This is a genomic window from Streptomyces sp. NPDC001816, from assembly GCF_042892235.1.
Classification (GTDB): domain Bacteria; phylum Actinomycetota; class Actinomycetes; order Streptomycetales; family Streptomycetaceae; genus Streptomyces.
The window spans coordinates 352,395-371,663 of record NZ_JBIATY010000001.1 but is presented as its reverse complement, the minus strand read 5'-3'; the positions used below and the strand labels follow the sequence as shown (position 1 = coordinate 371,663).

General features: G+C 73.2%; 11 protein-coding genes and 2 pseudogenes. 6 read left to right on the top strand and 7 right to left on the bottom strand.

Going from position 1 to position 19,269, the window contains the following annotated elements; translation table 11 throughout:
• The 3 genes from ACFYZZ_RS01630 to ACFYZZ_RS01620 are packed head-to-tail and all read right to left on the bottom strand — an operon-like array spanning nt 1 to nt 2,440.
• Nucleotides 1-669 (bottom strand): ABC transporter permease, encoded by a 669-nt coding sequence (locus ACFYZZ_RS01630; protein ID WP_389170083.1) that lies wholly within the window; start codon nt 667-669, stop codon nt 1-3.
• Nucleotides 666-1,319: an ABC transporter permease gene (locus tag ACFYZZ_RS01625; protein ID WP_389170080.1), complete on the bottom strand. Its 654-nt coding sequence runs from the start codon at nt 1,317-1,319 to the stop codon at nt 666-668. Before ACFYZZ_RS01625 ends, ACFYZZ_RS01630 begins: the two co-directional genes overlap by 4 nt.
• Nucleotides 1,316-2,440, bottom strand: a complete 1,125-nt coding sequence (locus ACFYZZ_RS01620) for an ABC transporter ATP-binding protein (protein ID WP_389170077.1) — start codon at nt 2,438-2,440, stop codon at nt 1,316-1,318. The genes ACFYZZ_RS01625 and ACFYZZ_RS01620 overlap by 4 nt, the downstream gene beginning before the upstream one ends.
• A 159-nt stretch (nt 2,441-2,599) precedes the next feature.
• Between ACFYZZ_RS01620 and ACFYZZ_RS01615 the strand changes: the two genes are divergently transcribed.
• A complete protein-coding gene (locus ACFYZZ_RS01615; RefSeq protein ID WP_389170075.1) occupies nt 2,600-6,244 on the top strand; it encodes a trypsin-like peptidase domain-containing protein in 3,645 nt (1,214 codons plus the stop codon).
• Nucleotides 6,245-6,269: 25 nt separating this feature from the next.
• Here the strand turns inward: ACFYZZ_RS01615 and ACFYZZ_RS01610 are convergent.
• Nucleotides 6,270-6,611: pseudogene (locus tag ACFYZZ_RS01610) on the bottom strand (FAD:protein FMN transferase); the annotation flags it as partial.
• 65 nt (nt 6,612-6,676) lie between these two features.
• Between ACFYZZ_RS01610 and ACFYZZ_RS01605 the strand changes: the two are divergent.
• From ACFYZZ_RS01605 to fxsT, 5 genes and pseudogenes are all read left to right on the top strand, one after another.
• A pseudogene (locus ACFYZZ_RS01605) lies at nt 6,677-7,339 on the top strand (sensor histidine kinase); the annotation flags it as partial.
• Nucleotides 7,340-7,407: 68 nt separating this feature from the next.
• Complete coding sequence (locus ACFYZZ_RS01600) at nt 7,408-8,475, top strand: hypothetical protein (protein WP_389170073.1); 1,068 nt, start codon at nt 7,408-7,410, stop codon at nt 8,473-8,475.
• A 104-nt stretch (nt 8,476-8,579) separates the two neighbouring features.
• Nucleotides 8,580-10,079: a hypothetical protein gene (locus tag ACFYZZ_RS01595; protein WP_389170070.1), complete on the top strand. Its 1,500-nt coding sequence runs from the start codon at nt 8,580-8,582 to the stop codon at nt 10,077-10,079.
• A gap of 38 nt (nt 10,080-10,117) precedes the next feature.
• Entirely contained in the window at nt 10,118-11,224 is a 1,107-nt protein-coding gene (locus ACFYZZ_RS01590; protein WP_389170067.1) for an AAA family ATPase, read from the top strand.
• A complete protein-coding gene (gene fxsT / locus ACFYZZ_RS01585) occupies nt 11,221-15,606 on the top strand; it encodes an FxSxx-COOH system tetratricopeptide repeat protein (protein ID WP_389170064.1) in 4,386 nt (1,461 codons plus the stop codon). The genes ACFYZZ_RS01590 and fxsT overlap by 4 nt, the downstream gene beginning before the upstream one ends.
• 118 nt (nt 15,607-15,724) lie before the next feature.
• Here the strand turns inward: fxsT and ACFYZZ_RS01580 are convergent, their stop codons facing one another.
• The 3 genes from ACFYZZ_RS01580 to ACFYZZ_RS01570 all read right to left on the bottom strand — a co-directional run bounded on the left by ACFYZZ_RS01580 (nt 15,725) and on the right by ACFYZZ_RS01570 (nt 19,246).
• On the bottom strand, nt 15,725-17,614 hold the full coding sequence (locus ACFYZZ_RS01580) for an HEXXH motif domain-containing protein (RefSeq protein ID WP_389170061.1): 1,890 nt from the start codon (nt 17,612-17,614) through the stop codon (nt 15,725-15,727).
• Between the two features lie 34 nt (nt 17,615-17,648).
• Nucleotides 17,649-17,819 (bottom strand): hypothetical protein, encoded by a 171-nt coding sequence (locus ACFYZZ_RS01575; protein ID WP_386575637.1) that lies wholly within the window; start codon nt 17,817-17,819, stop codon nt 17,649-17,651.
• A 134-nt stretch (nt 17,820-17,953) separates the two neighbouring features.
• Entirely contained in the window at nt 17,954-19,246 is a 1,293-nt protein-coding gene (locus ACFYZZ_RS01570; protein ID WP_389171953.1) for a PP2C family protein-serine/threonine phosphatase, read from the bottom strand.
• Between the last annotated feature and the right edge of the window lie 23 nt (nt 19,247-19,269).

Genomic DNA, 19,269 nt, shown 5'->3' with positions numbered 1-19,269 from the left:
TCAGTTGCTCCGGCGCACCCCGGGCGAGACCGCGACCCGGGACACCGCCCAGAACACCACGAGGGTCGCGAGCGCCATCCCGGCGACCAGGGTGGCGCCGCCGACGACCTTCTCGTAGTTCTTCTGGTAGAGGCCGTCGATGATGTAGCGGCCGAGGCCGCCGAGGCCGATGTACGCGGCGATGGTGGCCGTCGAGACGATCTGGATGGCGGCCGACCGCACTCCGCTGAGGATCAGCGGGAGCGCGACCGGGAGTTCCACCTGGAACAGGACCCGTGACTCCGGCATGCCCATGCCCCGCGCGGCGTCCACCGGGGAGGGGTCGACGGACCGGACCGCCTCGTAGGTCGTGACCAGGATCGGCGGGACGGCGAGCACGACCAGCGGGATCATCACGAGCCCCGTGCTGAAGCTCAGCCAGGTGACCAGCAGCACCAGCAGGCCGAAGGTGGGCAGCGCCCGGGCCGCGGTGGCGATCAGCGCGAGCACGTTGCCGCCGCGCCCGTAGTGCCCGGTGACCAGGCCGACCGGCAGCCCGATCACGGTGGCGAGGGCGAGCGCCTCCAGGGAGTACCGCAGGTGCTCGACGACGCGGTACGGGATGCCGTCGTAGCCGTGCCAGTGCGTGCTGTCGCTGAAGAAGGCGTTGACGAAGTTCAGGACGTTCACCGGGCCGCGCGCTCCTTCGGCATCCAGGGGGTCAGCAGGACACGCACGGCGACCAGCAACGCGTCGAACACGACGGCCAGTACGGCCGTGGTCACCACGGAGTTCACCGCGAGGAGGGGCCGGTTGTAGATCTGGGCGTCGTGCAGCAGATTGCCGAGGGCGCCCTGGTTGCCGATCAGCATGCCGACGCTGACCAGGGAGATGCTCGACACGGTCGCCACCCGCAGGCCCGCGATGATCGCCGGTACGGCGATGGGCAACTGGACCTGGAGATAACGCCGTACGGGTCCCAGGCCCATGGCCGTGGCGGCGGCGAGGGTCTCCGGCGGCACCGAGCGGACGCCGTCCACGATCGCGGGGACGAGCACCACCAGGCTGTAGACGGCGAGCGGGATCATCACCGTGGTCTCGGTCTGGCCGGTGTAGTCGATGAGGACGACGAAGAAGGCCAGGGACGGGATGGCGTACAGCACGGTGGTCACACCGAACACGGGCGGGTAGAGCCAGCGGAACCGTACGCACAGCTGGGCCAGGGGCAGCGAGACGAGCAGCCCGGCCAGCACCGGCAGCAGGGCTTCCCGCAGGTGCAGGCCGATCAGGCCGAAGTAGCTGTTCTGGAGGTCGCTCGGGATGTCGAAGAAGCCGCTCATCGCGCGGCCTTCGCGTCCTGTCGACCCGCGGTGTGGGCGGCGCGGATGGCCTCGCCGATCACCTGCTGGGAGACGACGCCGACGGCGCGCCCCTCGTCGTCCACGGCCACGGCCCAGCCGGTCGGCGAGAGCACGGCCCCGTCGAGCGCGGTGCGCAGCGAGTCCGTGCCCGGCACGAACGGCCGCCCGTACGGCAGCAGTCGCTCCCGGTCGATCTCCCCGGCGGTGAGGTCGTCCGGCGCGCCCCAGCCGAGCGGCCTGCCGTCGGTGTCCGTCACCAGGAGACAGGGAGCCGTGCCACACGAGGCGAGCTTCTCCGCGCCCGCGTCGATCGCGACGACGGGAGCGGTCTGCAACTCCAGTTCGGCGGACGGGAAGAAGGAGAGCCGCCGGATGCCCCGGTCGGCGCCGAGGAAGTCCTCCACGAAGGGGTCGGCGGGCGCGCTGAGCAGCTCGGCCGGCGGGGCGAACTGGGCCAGCCTGCCGCCGGTGCGCAGCACCGCGACCATCGTGCCCAGCTTGATGGCCTCGTCGATGTCGTGCGTGACGAAGACGATGGTCTTGCCCAACTCTTCCTGAATACGGAGGAGTTCGTCCTGGAGGCCCTTGCGTACGATCGGGTCGACGGCGGAGAAGGGCTCGTCCATCAGCAGCACCGGCGGGTCGGCGGCGAGCGCCCGGGCCACGCCGACGCGCTGCTGCTGGCCGCCGGAGAGCTGGTACGGGTACCGCTTGGCGAGCGCGCTGTCGAGTCCGACCCGCTCCATCAGCTCCGCCGCCCGCGCCCGCGCCTTCTGCCTGCCCCAGCCGAGCAGCCGGGGCACGGTGGCGATGTTGTCGAGGATGGTGCGGTGCTGGAAGAGACCGGCGTTCTGGATGACGTAACCCATCGACCGGCGCAGGGTGTTGACCGGCTGCTGCCGGACGTCCTGGCCGTCGAGGAAGATGCTGCCCTCGCTGGGCTCCACCATCCGGTTGATCATCCGCAGGGTCGTCGTCTTGCCGCAGCCGGAGGGGCCGACCAGGACGGTGATCGCACGGTCGGGTATCTCCAACGACAGCCCGTCGACGGCCACCGTGCCGTCCGGGTACCGCTTGGTGACTGCATCTATCCGTATCAAAACGCCGCGTACCCTTCGGTTTTGGCGAGGCCTGGGCCGTTGCGGGGAGAGTCTAGACGGCGAGTGTTTCAGTACTTTGGCCAGCGGCTGATCTTCCTCCTGTGCCAGGTTGTGACCCATGACGAACCGGTTACTGGCCGTACGGGTGGAGGATGCGGGATGAGCGGTCTGGTTCGCCGCCCCGGGGTTCCCGGAAGTCTGGGGCGGGTGCTGCTGCGCCACGACGTCCCGGTGGGTACGTGCTTCCAGGTGGCACCGGGCATCCTCGTCACGGCCTGGCACGTCCTGGACGGTCTCGGCTGCGGCCCTGTGGGCAGCGAGGTGCCGACCGACGCACTGGACGGTTCGCCGGGCACGGAGCCCGCCGAGGTGCTCGCCGTCGACCCCGCACGCGACCTGGCCGTACTGCGCCGGGCGCGGCCGCTCGCCGAGTCCGTGCCGGGCTGGGCGCCGTCCGACACCGTGGGCTCGCCCACCGGGGTGGTCGTCATCGGTGTCGCCGAGATCGACGACCACGGCCGCCGCTACGCGTTCCTGCGGGCGAGGGGCACCTGGGAGGGCGGAACGGACCGGGACGGCGTGCTGCTGGGCCGGCTGTCCTCCCCGGACGTGATGCGCGGCATGAGCGGCGCCCCCGTGGTCCGGCAGACCGACGGGATGGTCCTCGGCGTGGTGTCCGCGCGCTACAACAGCGCCGACGGCTGGCTGCCCAACTCGGTCTGGGTCGCCAGGACCGAGGACCTCACCCGCCTGCTGGAGCAGGACGCGCGCACTCCGGTACGGCGCCGGATCACGTTCGGCGACACGGTGGGCACCGTACTGTCCGTGGGCGGCACCGGGGCCGTGCCCGCCCTGGAGGCACCGACGGACGGCGTCGGCCCCGTGGAGGCGGCCCGGGAGGCCGCCCTGGCACTCGTCGCGCTCGACGGCGCCTTCCGGGGCCGGGGCGGGCTCGACGACGTCCAGGAGCGGATCTTCTCCCGGGCGTGCGGCACCGGTTGGGACGCGACGGCCGTCTCGGGTCTGCGGCAGCGACTCCGGCTGCGCGGCCTGGAGCCGAGGGTGCTGCTGCCCCGGCTCCCCGATCACCCGGAGGCCGTCGAGCGATGGGCACGGGCCGTGCCCGGCGCACCGCCGCACCAGGAGCTGTCAGGGCACGCCGCCCGGGCGTTCCTCGGCCGGCTGCGCGGGACACTCGCCGAGGAGGTGACGGACGGCCTGCTCTCGGGCCTGTCCGGCGCCTCCCGCCGCTTCCTCCACGAGGCACTCACGGACGGCACCTCGATCCCGCTGTCGGGCTTCCTGCACGCTCTGCTGAGCCACCTTCCGCCGACGACGTCGACCGAGGCGGTCCTGCGCTCCTCCACGACGACGGCCACGGCCGGCCCGGGCGCCGGCGTCCGCACGGAGCGCCCCGACGCCGACGCCCCGCCCGGACCCGCTCCGGGGCGCCCCGAACTCACCGCCGTGGCCGCCCAGATGTGTGGGCTGCCGGCCGTGGACCCCTGTGTCGCGGGACGCGAGAAGCTGGTCGCCGACGTGGCCGGCGCCATCGACCGGCGCATGACGCGGCACGGAAGGGCGACCGCGTTCCTGTGCGGGCAGCCCGGCGTCGGCACCTCCGTGGTGGCCGTCGAGGCGGCCCGCGCGCTCGCCCCCGCGTTCCCCGGCGGGGTGTTCCACGTCGACCTGCACGGACTCCTGCCCGACGCCCGGCTGAGCGCCCGGACCGTGGTCCGGATCCTCGCGGAGGCGCTCGGCCTCGATCTCGGCTCGGAGGCGAAGGACGACGCCCGGCTGATCGCCGCCTTCACCGCGGGGCTGCACGAACGGCGGGTCCTGCTGATCCTCGACAACGCCCTGGACGCCGCGCACGCGAGGCCGTTCGTCAAGGCACCCGCCGGCTGCGCCGTCCTGGTCACGTCCCGCGACCGGGCCCAGGACTACGCGGACCCGGGGCTCGTCTTCGAGGTCGGACCGCTGGACCGGGAGGCGTCGGTGACCGTGCTGACCCGGTGCGCCGAGGGCCGCCCGCCCGAGGTGACCGGGCAGAGACAGGAGCTGCACCGACTGGCGCACCTGTGCGCGGACGTCCCCCTGGCCCTGCGCATCGTCGGTGCCCGCCTCGCCCAGCCGTCGGGGCCGCCGCCCGACTATCTCGTGCGGCTCCTGGAGGAGGAGTCGGCACGGCTGGAGGGCCTGTCGTACGGCGACCGGGCGGTGCGGCTGGCGATCCGGCTCAGCCACGAGGCACTGGACCCGCCGGCCCGCCGCGTGCTCAGGCTGATCACCGCCGCGCCCGGGGCGGCCGTCACCGGGCCCGAACTCGGCCACTGCCTCCAGGCTCCCGCACTGCGACAGGAACTCCTGCTGCTCCGGCTCGTGGACCGCAGCCTCGCCCTGCAGGACCTGCTGCGCATGCCCGCCGGGGGTCCGCTGGCCACCTTCCGGCTGTTCGACCTCGTGCACCTCTTCGCCCGGGAGCGCCTGGCGGAGGACGAACAGCCGGACTTCGTACGCGAGTTCCAGCATGCATCCGTGTCCTACCTCTGCGACCGGCTGACCGAGATCACCAACCAGGAGCACGGGGCGCAGCTCTCGGGCGAGCTGGAGCCCACCCGTTTCCACGCGGCCCAGCGGCTCGCGCGCGACAACGACTGGCTCGACCTCGCCACGGACCTCACGGTCGGGCTGCACGTCCTCTACACCGCGCGCCGCGAACTCGACGCGGTCGTCGCCGTCAACAACGACCGGGTGGCGCTGCACCTTCGGCAGAACCGGCCCGAGGACGCCGTCCGGGCCTGCCTGTTGAACATCGACGCGCTGCGCGACGCCGGGGTCCTCGACCTCGCCGCCGAGGCCGCGCGGCGGGCTGCGTCCATCGCCCGTGAGTACCGGCTGCCGGAACTGACCGCCGAGGCCGAGTTCCGGCTCAGCCTCGTCCTGTGGGCCCAGGAGGAGTGGACCCAGGCCCTGGCTGCGGGCGAGGCCGCGGTCACCACCCTCACCTCGACCGGCCGCGGGGCAGCCGCCGTCCCGCTCGCGATCAACAACTGCCGTTTCGCCCGCCGGATGTCCGACTCCGACGCCGCCGTACGGTGGGGCAGACAAGCCATGGAGCTGGCCGACCGGTGGGGCACCGCGAACCTGCGGGCCATGGCGGCGAACGCCTACGGCCTCGCCGAGGACGACGCGGGACGCCACGCGTCCGCGCGCGATCTGTACCGTCGCGCGGCCGGGTTGTGGGAGGGCGTCGGCGACCTCTCGAACGCAGCGAACGACTCCAACAACGCCGCCTGCATGGCCCGTGACCTCAACGACCCGGCCGACGCCGCCCCGCTGTTGCTGAAGGCCGTCGACCTGTGGCAGCGGGCCGGCTCGCACGCCCGGGCCCTGGAGGCCCTCGTCGACCTCAGCGCCCTCTACGCCAGTCAGGACGCGTACTCCACGGCCGTCGAGACGCTCGCCCGTGCCGAGGCGCTGTCCGCGGGCGCCGCCGCGGACGCGCCCGAACCCCTGCGCACCGAGGTGTCGATCCGCCACGCGGCCGCCCGGCTCTTCGGAGACGGGCCGTACGACGTTCCGCCGTCGCCGGGCGAGGGCGCGCCGGAGCACGAGGACGTGCGCGGCGCCCTGGACGCCCTCACCCGCCACCGCGACGGTCGGCTCGCCCTCTCCCAGGCCCGGGAGAAGGTCCGTTCGCTGCTGACCGTCCGCGCGCGGAACCTGGCGCCGCGCAACGAGAACTGGGTGTACGAGGAACTGGGCGAGGAACCCCCAGACCGCCTCGCTCTCGAAGCCTGACGTCTCTGACGTGACGGTGGTGACGTCAGCCGGCCCCCGCCATCGGCACCCCGCCCGTCCGCACCACCCGCCGCCCGGCGTCGACCGCGAACACCTCGCAGCCGGCGCGGGCCGCGGCCCAGGCCACGCCCTGCTCGCCCAGGGCGAAGGCGGCGGTGGCGGTGGCGTCCGCCTCGGTCAGGGTCGGGGCCAGCACGGTCAGGCTGAGCAGCCCGGTCGCCGGGCGTCCGGTACGCCCATCGAGGCCCCCGTCGGTCACCTCCAGCACCGCGCACACCCGGCCGGCGTCCTCGGGGTGCCGTATCCCCACGCGCCACGGCTCGCCGGAGACGACCGACCAGCCCTTGACCACCGCGCAGGGGTCCAGGGGGTGTCTGCTGGACCAGGCCGGCGACGCGGGGTCTGGCACGCACATCTGCCGCGTTGTCGTCGGTTGCCGACGCTCCGCGTCGACGCACGTTGATGTCGGTACGGGGCTACGCGGACCTCTTCCAGTACGCCGCCGCCAACGCCCCCGGGGAGCGGGAGAGGCACCTGTCCCGGCTGCGCGCCGAGGCCGCCCGGATGGGCGTCCTGCTGGACGACCTGCTGCTGCTCGCGCGCCTGGACGCGGCGGAGGTGGACGCGCCGCTGCGGCTGCGGGACGCGGATCTGGTGGAGCTGGCCGAGGAGGCGGCCGCCGCCTTCCGGGCCGGCCACCCGGAGCGCCCGCTGACCGTCGCGTCCGGGCCGGCCTCAGTGCGGCTGCGCCTGGACCCGCACCGCATCCGGCAGGTGCTGGACAACCTGCTCACCAACGCCGCGGTGCACACCCCGGCCGGTACGAGCGTGTCGATGGCGGTGTCCGTCACGTCGGACGCCGCCGTGGTCCGGGTCGCCGACGCGGGACCGGGCATCCCGGCCGCCGACCGGGACCGCGTCTTCGACCGCTTCTACCGGGTGGACAAGGCCCGCAGCCGGGACCGGGGCGGCAGCGGGCTTGGCCTGTCGGTGGCGCGGGGGCTGGTGGAGGCGCACGGCGGAAGCCTCGGGCTGGACCGGCAGGACGGGCTGACGGTGTTCACGGTCGGCCTGCCCCTGCGGGCCGCGCACTGAACGGCCTCCGCCTCCTTCAGGGCGGTTCCCCTGGCCCCGGGCATCCCTCACCATGGAGGGTCCGGGGCATGGCGAGGGGGCGGTCTGTGCAGGCGGAGAAGGTCGACGCGTTCGTGCTGACGGCGATCGAGCCCGAGTACCTGGCCGTCGTCGGCCATCTCGGCCCCGGCCGCGAACGACGCACTGCCGACGGCGCCGTGTACGAGATCGGCCGCTTCCCCGCAGAGCGCGGCGAGCTGACGATCGGCGTGCAACTGGCCGGACCCGGGAACGAGTTGGCGGCGGCGCTGGCCGAGCGGGGGGTGGCCCGGCTGCGCCCCTCGGTGCTGCTCCTCGTGGGCGTCGCAGGCGGCCGCAAGGACGCGCGGCTCGGCGACGTGGTCGTGGCGGACACGGTCTACGGCTATGAGAGCGGCCGGGACGAGCGGGACGCCTTCCGTCCCCGGATCAAGTCCTGGCCGTCGGCCTTCGCCCTGGTGCAGCGGGCCCGCCTGGTCGCGGCCGACCGGCGGTGGCAGGGCCGTATCGAGCCGCCTCCCGTGGTGGCCCCGGCCGCACATGTCGGGGCGCTGGCCGCCGGCGCGAAGGTGGTCGCGCACGCCGAGTCGGCGTCCGGCAGGCTGCTCGACGAGGTGGCGGGCGACACGCTGGCCGTGGAGATGGAGGGCCTCGGCCTGCTCACGGCGGCCAGGATCAACCCCCGGGTGCAGGCCCTCGTGATCCGGGGCGTCTCGGACCTGCTGGGCGACAAGGAGTCCGCGCACGACGCCCATTGGCAGCCCGTCGCCGCCCGGCACGCGGCCGCCTTCGCCTTCGAACTGCTGGCCACACTGGGCGGCACGGCGCCCCGGGAGCCGCTGTCCACGCGCCAACTGGGAGAACTGACCACACTGTTACTTGCCGTTCCGGGCATCTCGACGCCCACCGCCTGGCAACAACTCCTGAACACCCTGCCGGACATCGGCAACCTGACCAGCCGTCAGCACAGCAGCCGCCTGGAGGCGCTGTCGCTGCTGCGCACCTGCGAGTCGGCAGACGGATGGCCGGCCCTCATGGAGTCACTCGACGCACTGTGGCCCGGCACCCCCGCGGTGGAGGAGGTACGGCACTACCTGATGCAACGTCAACTCATCTGAGCAGCACGGGACTTGTGACTACGAAGTGTTGCCGGGCGTTCACCCGAATCGCTTGGCGGAGGCCGACGGCTGTGGAAGAGTGCACGGCCATGAAGGGATGAGGAATGGCTGCCTACGGGGGCGGCGGCCTCGGACTCGTGCGCGAGTTCGCGGAAGCCTTGGGCAAGTGCGCCAGCTTACAGGAGCGGAGCTCACGGGCCCTGTGCCTCCGGCTCATGGCCAAGGAACTCGGCACCCCTCCGGCAGTCCGGGAGTACGACGTGGCGCACTACTTCCTGCTGGAACTCGCCTCGGTCTGCCTGGAGAGCCCGCGGACGATGCGGGCCCTGCTGGAAGCGCTCACCGCGTTCCACGAGGACGTGACGGAGATAAGGGCCCTGACCGAGAACCTGCTCGCCGACCCCGCGCTCCCGGTCGACGAGGTCCTCTCGCTGCGCCCCCTGCTGGACGGCTTCGCACCGCCCAACCTGCCCGCGCTGTGCCGCAGAGCCGTCGGCAACCTGCGGCCGGTTCCCCCCTATCCCGACGCCTGGAGCGCCTTCGAGGGGCTCAGCCGGCTCAACGCCCGTGCGGACGGGCTGCCGCCCACCCTCGCCTTCGTCGAGTACGCGGCCGCGGAGGCCCCGCACGACCGCCGCTTCGCGCTGCGGTCCTGGAACGACGGCCAGGCCCAGGCCCTGTCGCTGCTCACGGAGCTGCGCAACCTGCGGCAGCAGGCCGCGTACGCCGGCACGCCCGAGCCGGGCAACGCCTACCTGGTGGTCCGCCTGCTGCGCAGAGAGGAACCGGGCCGCTATCTGCTCACCTCATGGCGTCACTACGACCCGGACGACCCGGACGCCTGGCGTCCCCGGCAGGAGAGGAGTGTGGAGGTGACACTGGCCGAGGCGGAGCGGGAGGTCGAGCGGCTGGTCTTCGAGGCCGACGAGCACTGGGCCCGGGACGCCGACCGCATCCATGTGGAGTTCCTGCTGGGCTCCGACGATCTGACCCTGCCGGTGCACCGCTTCCGCACCGAGCTGGACAGCGATCCGGTGTCCTGTCTGAGCGTCGGGTACTGCGTGGTCGTACGGAGCCTGCAGCGGAGCCGGACGCCACGGTGGCACCGCGCCTGGGAGCAGCGCTGGACGGCCCTGCGGGACACCCCGGAACTCGCCCGGCCGCTCGTCGTGGGCGGGCGGCGGACCGAGGATCCGCGGTCCGGGGACGTCTCCGGCCTCGACGCCCGGCTGCGGGGCGACAGATCGGTCGGCTGTCTCGTGCTGTCCGAGCCACCGGAGGGCTCCGGCGAAGGGGCGCAGGAAGCACTCGTCGCGCTGCGCTGCGGGGTACCCGCCCTCCTGTGGGACACCCGTGCCGCGCGTGACCTGAAGACACCGCAGCCCGTTGTCCACTCCGACGACAGCGTATACGGCTTGTTCCGCAACCTTTCAGGGCTCCGTGAGGCCGTGACAGAATTGCGAACCGAAGCCCACGGGGGTTCCTTGAACGGCCGCGACGATCATCCGGGGCACCACCTGGTACTCCTGTGGGACGACCCGACCCGGCCGGTCGAGAGCCCTCAGCCGTTGACGGGACCGGACCAGGGGGTGGACGGTCGATGACCGGCGCTGCCCAATTCGAGGGGAACGGCACGGGGGCCATGTCCACGCGCCTTCCGCGGCCTTGGTGGATCTACCGGGGTACCGGACTGCCCCTGCGCGACATCGAACTGACCAAGGTGCTGCCGAAGGCTCCGCCCTGGCGGACGTTCACGGGGACTTCCCCGTCCGCGGACGGGGCCTCGGAGACAGAGGCGACGGTGGAGCCGCCCGCGCCGCCGCAGGACGAGGCCGAGCTGCGGCGCCGGCTCGGGGCGGCCCGCGAGGGCATGGTGCCCGACCCCACCGAGGTCGACCTGGTGAACGCGGCGCTGATCCTGCGGCGCCCGATGCTGGTCACCGGCCGCCCCGGCACGGGCAAGTCGTCGCTGGCCTACCGCATCAGCCGGGAGCTGCGCCTGGGCCGGGTGCTGCGCTGGCCGATCACCTCCCGCACCACACTGACATCCGGTCTGTACCGCTATGACGCGGTGGGCAGGATCCACGCGGCGGCCACGTCGGACGCCCGGACCACCGCGTCCCCGGACCAGGCTCCGACAGACACCGGCTCCGCCGCTTCGGACATCGGTGCCTTCCTCGAACTCGGCCCGCTCGGCACGGCGTTGTTACCCCACGCCCTGCCCCGGGTGCTGCTCGTCGACGAGTTCGACAAGGCCGACATGGATCTGCCCAACGATCTGCTCGACGCCTTCGAGGCGGGCGAGTTCACCATTCCTGAACTGGCCCGGCTGCGCGGTCACCAGCCGGTGGTGGAGGTGCGGTCCGACGACCCCGACCGCACGGTCCGGATCCGGGACGGCCGCGTCCGCTGCCGGGAGTTCCCCCTAGTCGTCATCACGAGCAACGACGAGCGCGAGTTCCCGCCCGCCTTTCTGCGCCGCTGCCTCCATCTCCACTTCAAGGAGCCGGAGCGGGACCGCCTGGCCGACATCGTGGCCGCCCACCTCGGATCGCAGGACGACGATCCGCGGGTCGCCGAGCTGATCCGCCTGTTCGCCGAGCGCAGTGCCCAGGAGAACGGCCTTGCGACCGACCAACTCCTGAATTCCATCTGGCTCGCCACGTCCGGCGCGTACTCCCGTGGCGCCGACTGGGAGGCACTGCTGCGCGCCGTCTGGCACCGACTCGACGGCGTGAGAGAGACGTGACGCAGGGCAGCGGCACCGAACCGGCCCCCTCGGAGCGGGAGTCGTTCGGTGTCTCGTGGTCCGAGATCGCCGACGCCCTGCTCCTGCTGGCCGCCGGGGCGGGCGACGGCCCCGCGGACCGCCGGGCGGACGCACCGGGCCCGCCCGCGTCCGAGCCGGAGCCGACCGCCGCACCACCGGCCGACGCCGGACCGGAGGAGGAGCCGGGCGCCCCGGAGCCGCCGGCACCGGACGAGCGGGGCGACACCCCGGATCCGGGCGCCTCGGTGACGCATGCCCCGCAACCCGCCGGAGCCGTACGTGCCGTCGACGCGTCGCACGGCGCCCCGACCGGACAAGCGCCGGAGAGTGCGGCGCCGGCCGTCGGCGTGCCCGCCCCCTCCCGCCGCTCGGCCTGGCCCCCGATCCGGGCGCGCGAGCTGGCCCGCGCCTTACGCCCCTTCAAGCGGACGACCGCCTCGGTGACGCAGACCGAGCTGGACGAGGCGGCGACCGCGGAGTCCACCGCGCTCAGCCTCCGCTGGATCCCGCGGTTCCGGCCGCTGCGCGAACGGTGGATGGACGTCGTGCTGGTCGCCGACGTCAGCTCGTCCATGGCCGTGTGGCGGCACACGGTGACCGAGTTCGAGCAGGTCCTGCGGCACACCGGCGCCTTCCGGGACATCCGGGTGCACACCCTCGACGGCGACCGGATGGCCGAGGCGGACCCGCCCTGGCACATCGGGCCCTCGCCCCTGACCGTGCGACCGCCCGACCGGGGGCGCCTGACGGTGTTCCTGGTGACCGACGGCGTGGGATCCGGCTGGCGCAGCGGACGGGCGGCCCGCCTGCTCGGGGACTGGGCCCGGCACGCCTCCGTGGCGGTGGTGCACGTACTGACCCAGCCGGTGTGGCACCGCACCGGCCTGCCCGCCCGGCTGGCCCGGGTGCGCGTCCCGGGGCCGGGGGCACCCAACCGCACCTGGAAGGTGGAGGGTGCCACGGCGGCGGACGCGCCGGTCGTCCCGGTTCTGGAGCTGACTCCGTCCTGGCTCGGCCGCTGGGCCCGGCTGGCTGCGGGGCTGACGGCGGGCGCCCACGACCTGTGGGTCACCTCGCCCGGCGCCGGCCGGCACCAGGAACCGGCCGACGAGGAGAGCGCACCCCGGGACCCGATGGAGCGCGTCTCCCGGTTCCGGGCCGACGCGAGCCCGGCGGCCTGGGACCTCGCCGCACGCCTGGCCGCGATCCCGCTCAACATCCCCACGATGGAACACGTGCTGCGCACCGGCGCGGCCGGAACGGGCCCCGGCGAACTGGCCGAGGTCATGCTGGGCGGCCTGCTGCGCCGGGTCGGCACCGCTCCCCCGGACGCGGTGGACATCGCCTACGAATTCCACGACGGCGTCCGCGAGTTGATGCTCTCCGCGGGCGAGTCGCGGGACGAGACCCGCTATCTGCTGCGCAGCACCCTGGAACTGCTCAGCCGTACCTGCCGGCCACTGCGGGAACTCGGCGCACTCCTGGACGACCCCCGGGCCTCCCCGCCGGACTCCCCGTTACCCGAACGGCTGATTCCCTACGCCCACGTTCAGGTGACCGTGACCAGGGCACTGAGCGGCCCCTATCTGGAGTCGTCACGCAGGCTCCGCAGCCGCCTGGAGCAGTCCACGTCCGCGCTCTCGGCCCGGACCGGCCATCCCGAGGTGATAAACGTGACCAATGGACACAAAAGCCCCGAGACGGCTCATGGAGCCAGGGGCGACCAGACCCCGGACGCGCAATCCAGAGACATACGCAACATACCCCACATACCTGAGATTTCGGATAGTTCGATAGAAGGAGCATCTGTGTCAGTCCCCCTCGTCCGAAGCTCTCCGCCAGCGGAAGAGCGTCGGACCGGAGATCCCGCCGTCTGGAACGTCCAGCCCAGGAACCCCAGCTTCACCGGGCGGGCGAAAGAGCTGGCGGCGCTCCACCAGAGGCTGACCACCGACGGGGCCACCGCCGTTCTGCCCGAGGCACTGCACGGCCTGGGCGGCGTCGGCAAGACACAGATCGCGATCGAGTACGTCCACCAGCACGCTCCGGAGTACGACGTCATCTGGTGGATCTCCGCCGAGCGCCCGGAGCAGATCCGGCAGTCGCTGACCCAGCTGGGCGCGGCGCTGGGCCTGGAGACGGGCGGCGAACAGGAGATCACCATCGCGACGGTCCTCGCGGCGCTGAGCCAGGGCCGCCCCTACCGCCGCTGGATGCTCGTTTTCGACAACGCCGAGGACCCCGAGACGGTCCGGCGGTTCTTCCCTTCCCAGACCACGGGCAGGATCCTGGTGACCTCGCGCAACGCACAGTGGGGCCGCATCGCACGGACGGTGGACATCGACGTGTTCACCACCGAGGAGAGCATCGAACTGCTCGCCCGCCGCGGACCGGAGCTGCAACGGGAACAGGCGGCCCGCATCGCCCAGGCCCTCGGCAACCTCCCCCTCGCCCTGGAGCAGGCCGCCGCCTGGCTGTCCGAGACCGGCATGCCGGTGGACGAGTATCTGCACATCTTCGAGGACGAACGCGCGGACCTGGACTCCCAGCGCAGCGAACTGCTCGCCGCCGGCGTCCCCCTCGACTACCCCGAACCGGTCGCCGCCGCCTGGAACATGTCCCTCGGACGACTGGCCGAGCGGCACCCCGGAGCCCATCAACTCCTCCAGGTCTGCTCCTTCTTCGCGCCCGAGCCGATCCCCCGCCGCATCTTCGCCGGTGTGCGCGGTGTCGAACTCCCCGCCGAACTCACCCAGGTGCTGCGCAGCCCCGTCAAACTCGGCGAGGCCATCCGGGAGATCAACCGGTACTCGCTCATCAAGATCAACCACCGGGACGGCACCATCCAGATGCACCGCCTGGTGCGCGCCGTCCTCGTGGGCCGTATGTCCCCGCAGGAGCAGGCCGACATGCGCCACGCCGCGCACGTCCTGCTCGCCAACTACGACCCGGTGGACGTGGCGGCCGTGAACTGGCCGCGCTACGCGGAGCTGCTGGTGCACGCCCGCTTCTCGCGCGCCCTGGAGTGCGACGACGGCTGGGTGCGGGACATGGTGGTCAACATCGTCCGCTACCTGCACGGCTCGGGTGACTACCTGACCTGCCGGGAGTACGGCCGTGAGGTGGTCGACGCCTGGACCTCCCAGCGCGGCGACACCGACCTGCAGACGCTGAACGTCGCCGGCACGCTCGGACACACGCTGCGCGCCCTGGGCGACTTCCGGGAGGCCGCGGAGCTGAACGACAAGAGCCTGCGCCTGCTGCGGGAGAGTGTCGGGGAGGACCACCCGGACACGCTCGCCGCCATCGGCGCGGTGTCGCAGAACACCCAGATCCGGGGCGACTTCGGGGCCTCGGTGCAGCTGGAGGAGGACCGCTGGCGGCGCGCCGTCCGCGTGTTCGAGGACGGTGACCCCACCCTGCTGGCGGCCGCCAACGACCACGCCCTCGCGCTGCGACTGGTCGGCAAGTACACCCAGGCCCTCACCATCGACACCCAGGCCCGGGACGCGGCCAACAGGTCGCTGGGTTACGACGCCCTGCTGACCCTGCTCATCACCAGCAACCTCTCCATCGACGTGCGGGAGTCGGGCGACTACCTGCGCAGCCGGGAGATGCAGGAGGAGACCCTGCAGCGCGTCCGGCACGTCATCAAGGACCGCGCCGCCCCGGTGAGTCTGATCGCCGCCCGCACCCTGGCCGTGGCCCGCCGCAAGGCCGGGGACCACGCCGGCGCCCTCGAACTGAACGAGGAGACGGTGCGGCTGTACCGGAGCAAGTTCGGCGAGCGGAACCTGAACGTGGCCGCGACCGTGCTCAACCTCTCCATGGACCTGCGGCAGAACGCGGACCTCGAAAAGGCCCGTGCCGTGGGCGTCCAGTGCCTGAACACGCTGCGCGACCTGCTGGGTCCGCGGCATCCCTACACCCTCGCGGCCGCGGCCGACCTCGCGGTGACGAGGCGGCTGATCGGCGAGGTGGACGAGGCGCTGGCCGCGGACAGGGAGACGTACGAGTTGCACTGCGCCGCCCTCGGCGAGGAGCATCCGGCCTCCCTGGGCATCGCGATCAACCTGGCCAGCGACCACTACGCGCTCGCCGACTACGCCGAGGCGATCGCGATCGACGAGCGCACGCTGCCGCTGTGCCGGGCCCAGCTGAGTGACGACCACCCGGCCACCCTGGCCTGCTCGATGAACCTGTCACTCGACCTGCGGGCACTCGGCCGGAACGAGGAGGCCCAGCGCCTGCTCGCCGACACCCAGGAGCGCTACCGCGCCAAGCTGGGCAACAGCCACCCGGCCACCGTGGGGTGCGCCCGCGGCATGCGCGCGGACTGCGACGTGGAGGTGCACCGCTAGGGCCTGACGTCGGACTCCCGTCGCCCGCCCGCAGGACGGGCCGTGCTGCGGGCGGGAGAACAACGTGGTGGCCCGGCCCGGCCACCCACCGCATCCGGGCGGGCCGGCCACCGGCACCTCATCCGCGCACGGTCACGCCGTCGGACGGCATCGCCGTCCAGGCGGCCACCGTCTCCGGACCCTGGTCCATGCCCCGGCGCAGGAGTTCGCGGTGGAGGGCGGCCACCAGTTCGGGGCGGTGCAGCAGGGCGTCCCGGGCACGGCCCTCGGGCAGGCTGAGACCCAGGCCCGCCCAGGCGACCGGGTCGGCCGGGTCCTCGGCGACCAGACGGCGGTAGCCGGCCAGCGCGGCGGCACGGTCCCCGGCCGCCCAGGCGTAGTCCGGCACGGAGGCGCCGGCCAGGGTCGGCGGATCCTCGCGCAGGCGGGCGAAGCGCTCCGGGTCGCCGAAGCGGATACGCATCAGGCGGGTCCGGACCTCCGGTGTCGGCGGCCCGGTCAGCGGACGGACCTCCGGGTACCGGTGCGGGGGCGGCCGGCCGCCCTCGAAGGCGTCCGCCCAGGCCCGGACCCGGTCCGGGTCGCAGGTGAGCTGGGAGAGCCGGAAGACCGTCCGATGGTCGTCGCGGGCCTCCTCGGCGGCCTGGCCGGCGGCGGCCGGAACCGGTTCCTTGAGCAGGGCCGTAAGGGTGTGCTCCATCGCGCGCAGGCAGTGCTCGCCCAGGTCGGTGAGGGACGCCTCGGACCACAGGGTGCGCAGCCCTTCCTCGACCTGCCCCCGGCGCAGCGCGAACTCGAAGTCGGCCTGGGCGCGTTCGGCGTCCGAGAGACCGGTGCCCTCGCGCAGGGCCTGCCAGAAGGACGCCACGCCCAAGAACGCGTAGACGCCCTGCAGAATCCCCCGCAGCGGTCTCGGATCGGCACGCCAGGGCGCGTAGTGGGTCTCTTCAAGGCCGCCGCGCAACAGGGTGACCAGGTCCAGGAGAGCGCTGAGCTTGATGTGCTGGGCTTCGTGGACGAGGGCCGCGGCGAGGTCGAGCGCGCTGGACGGCCTGCTCATCAAGAAGCCCCCGTACGATTCGGGGGCGCTGCCGCTGAAGAGGTCCGCGGGGCTGCGATCGGGCAGCGGGGTGAGGGCGAGCAGGCAGTCCGCGACTCCGCCGGGGTCGACGCGGTGCTGCGCCGCCACATGCCGCCAGGCGGCCCGGTACAGCTCACGCCACCGGGACACCTCGTCCTCGCCCAGTCTCTCGACCGGCATCCGGCGCAGGTAGTGCCGCCAGGGGTCGAGGTCCTCCAGCGCCGGGGCGCTCGACACCCCGGCGTGCGTCGCGCGCAGCCGTCGTATCGCCCACCAGCCGGGGGCGTCTCCGCCGAGGTCGTCGGGCAGGCGCACCGTGCCGGTGTGACAGCGCACTCCGGCACCGTGGTCGTCGCGGAAGGCCTCCACGACGGGCTCGGCGGGCGGCGGTGCAGCGGACGGCAGCACCGCCCAGCCGAGAGACGGGAACAGGACGCCCGTGCCGAGGGCCGGGACACGGGCGCGGAACGGGATACCTGCCGCGAGGGCGGCCGCGGCGGCCAGCGCGTGTATCTGCGCGGCGTCCTGCCACACCTCCGGCTCGGGAGCTGACGCGGCATCGGCTCGCAGCCCTCGCAGTACGCGGGCCAGCCAGCTGCCCACCGGGGGGTGGAGCAGTACGGCCTCCACCGCCGCCCGGTCCGCCGCCTCGGCCTCGGCCAGGAGGTCCCAGGCCGTCTGCGCGGACGGCCATGGCGCGTCGGGCGGGACGTCCTGGTCGACGGTTTCGACCAGGGCCCGCAGGAGGACCAGCCGCCGGCTCCGCTGTGCCGTGCGCAGAGCCGCGACGGCATCGCGGCCACCGCCGCCGTGGGCGAGCTGCTGGAGGTGGGGCACGGTCAGCCGGTGCCGTGGGACACCGGTCGGCGTCTGTCCGGAATCAGACCCGGCTTCCGCGCCGTGGACCACGGGTCCGTCATCCGACACGGCTTCTCCTCGCCATCAGCCGGGCAGGAACATGTCAGCAACCGGCGTTCGACGCCGCGCCCAGCGTGGGTGGGGAGTCGACCAGAGCCAGCAGGCGGCGGGCCGCCCCGCTCAACCCGGCGGACGCCAGGGAGCCGACGGCCGCCAGCGGCACTTCCGAGAGATCCACCAACTCGGTCTCGACATCGGGTGCCGACAGATCCACGGCCCGTCCCCCTCTCGACAGCACGCGCGTCTGCCTTCATGGTTGCTCAATCGCCGGGGTTGCGAAAGATGGCTGTCCGGCGGGAACAGGTCAACCACGCAGGATGTGCGAGGAGTTGACACGGAGGGCGGGGCTCAGGAGCCCATCACCTCGGCGTCGTCCGCCTCTTCCGCGCTCTCCCGCCGCGGGTACGGCCGCGCCGCGAGGACCGCCACGTCGTCCTCCGCGTGGCGGGCGTCCAGGTTGGTCAGGATGGTGTCCAGGACCTCGTCCACGCCATGGCCGGTGAAGCGCAGGGCGGACAGGCGGGCCATGGAGCTGTCGATGTCCTCACCGCGGCGTTCCACGAGCCCGTCGGTGAAGAGCACCAGTGTCTGGTCGGGGGCCAGCTTGTGGGTGGCCGACTCGTAGCCGCCGAAACCGGTACCGAGCGGCGGCCCGACCGGTACGGACAGCGCTGCGGTCCGACCGTCCTCGCTGATGAGCACGGGCGGCAGATGACCGGCGCTGGCGAGCGTGACCTGCCCCCTGCCGGGGTCGATCCGCGCCAGCAGACAGGTGGCCGGCCTCCGCTCGGCCTCTCCGGCGGCGATGTCGTCCATCTGCCGCAGCACGCGGTGCGGGGGCAGGTCGGAGGAGGCGATGTAGCGCAGCGAGGAGCGGTAGGCGCTCATGTCGACGGCCGCCTCCAGGCCGTGGCCCATCACATCGCCGACGACCAGCAGGGTGCGGCCGAAATGGAGCCGTACGGTCTCGCACCAGTCGCCGCCGACCAGCACCCGGCTGCTGCCGGCCGGGAGGTAGCGGATGGCGACGTCCAGGTTCGGGTGCGGCCGGCCGGGCTCCGCCAGCAGCGCGCGCTGCAGGTCACCGGCCGTCCGGCTGACCAGGTCGTAGGCGCGAGCGTGCCGGATGTGGGAGGCGGCGCGTTCGCCGAGGAGGGCGAGCAGCTCGGCCTCCGAACGGGTGAACCGCGCTCCGCGGCGCCCCGCGACCAGGACGCCGTACTGGTCGTCGCCGCTGGTCAGAGGCACACAGAGCGCGGGGCGGCCGCGACTGCTCGGCGGCTGCTCGGTCCAGGGCTCCGGCTGTCTGTCGGCCGCCGGGGTGCCCGCCTCCCGGGCCACCGCCGTGGCCCACCGGACATCGGGCAGCACGTCCGGATCTCCGGCGATCGCCTCGTACCCGGAGACGGTCTTCCCGGTCCGCCGCATGACCGCGGCCGCGCCGCCCACCAGCCGTACGGCGGCCCGGGTCAGCTCGGAGCAGGTGGTCTCCTCGTCGAGTGTCGTACCGATCGCGCCCAGGGCCGCCCGCAGGGCCGTCAGCCGGGCCTCCTCGCCCTCCGGCTCACCGGCGCCGTCCGCGCGGTTGCCGTCAGCGGGCGCGGACCTGCGACGGGCCTGGATCCAGCGCGCGACACCCATCACCCTCTCAGAATCTCAAACCG

What these genes read in the sequence shown, in the direction of transcription:
- ACFYZZ_RS01625 (WP_389170080.1), bottom strand. Translation starts at nt 1,319, where the DNA reads ATGAGCGGCTTCTTCGACATCCCGAGCGACCTCCAGAACAGCTACTTC.
- ACFYZZ_RS01615 (WP_389170075.1), top strand. Translation starts at nt 2,600, where the DNA reads ATGAGCGGTCTGGTTCGCCGCCCCGGGGTTCCCGGAAGTCTGGGGCGG.
- ACFYZZ_RS01600 (WP_389170073.1), top strand. Translation starts at nt 7,408, where the DNA reads ATGGCGAGGGGGCGGTCTGTGCAGGCGGAGAAGGTCGACGCGTTCGTG.
- ACFYZZ_RS01595 (WP_389170070.1), top strand. Translation starts at nt 8,580, where the DNA reads ATGGCTGCCTACGGGGGCGGCGGCCTCGGACTCGTGCGCGAGTTCGCG.
- ACFYZZ_RS01590 (WP_389170067.1), top strand. Translation starts at nt 10,118, where the DNA reads ATGTCCACGCGCCTTCCGCGGCCTTGGTGGATCTACCGGGGTACCGGA.
- ACFYZZ_RS01570 (WP_389171953.1), bottom strand. Translation starts at nt 19,246, where the DNA reads ATGGGTGTCGCGCGCTGGATCCAGGCCCGTCGCAGGTCCGCGCCCGCT.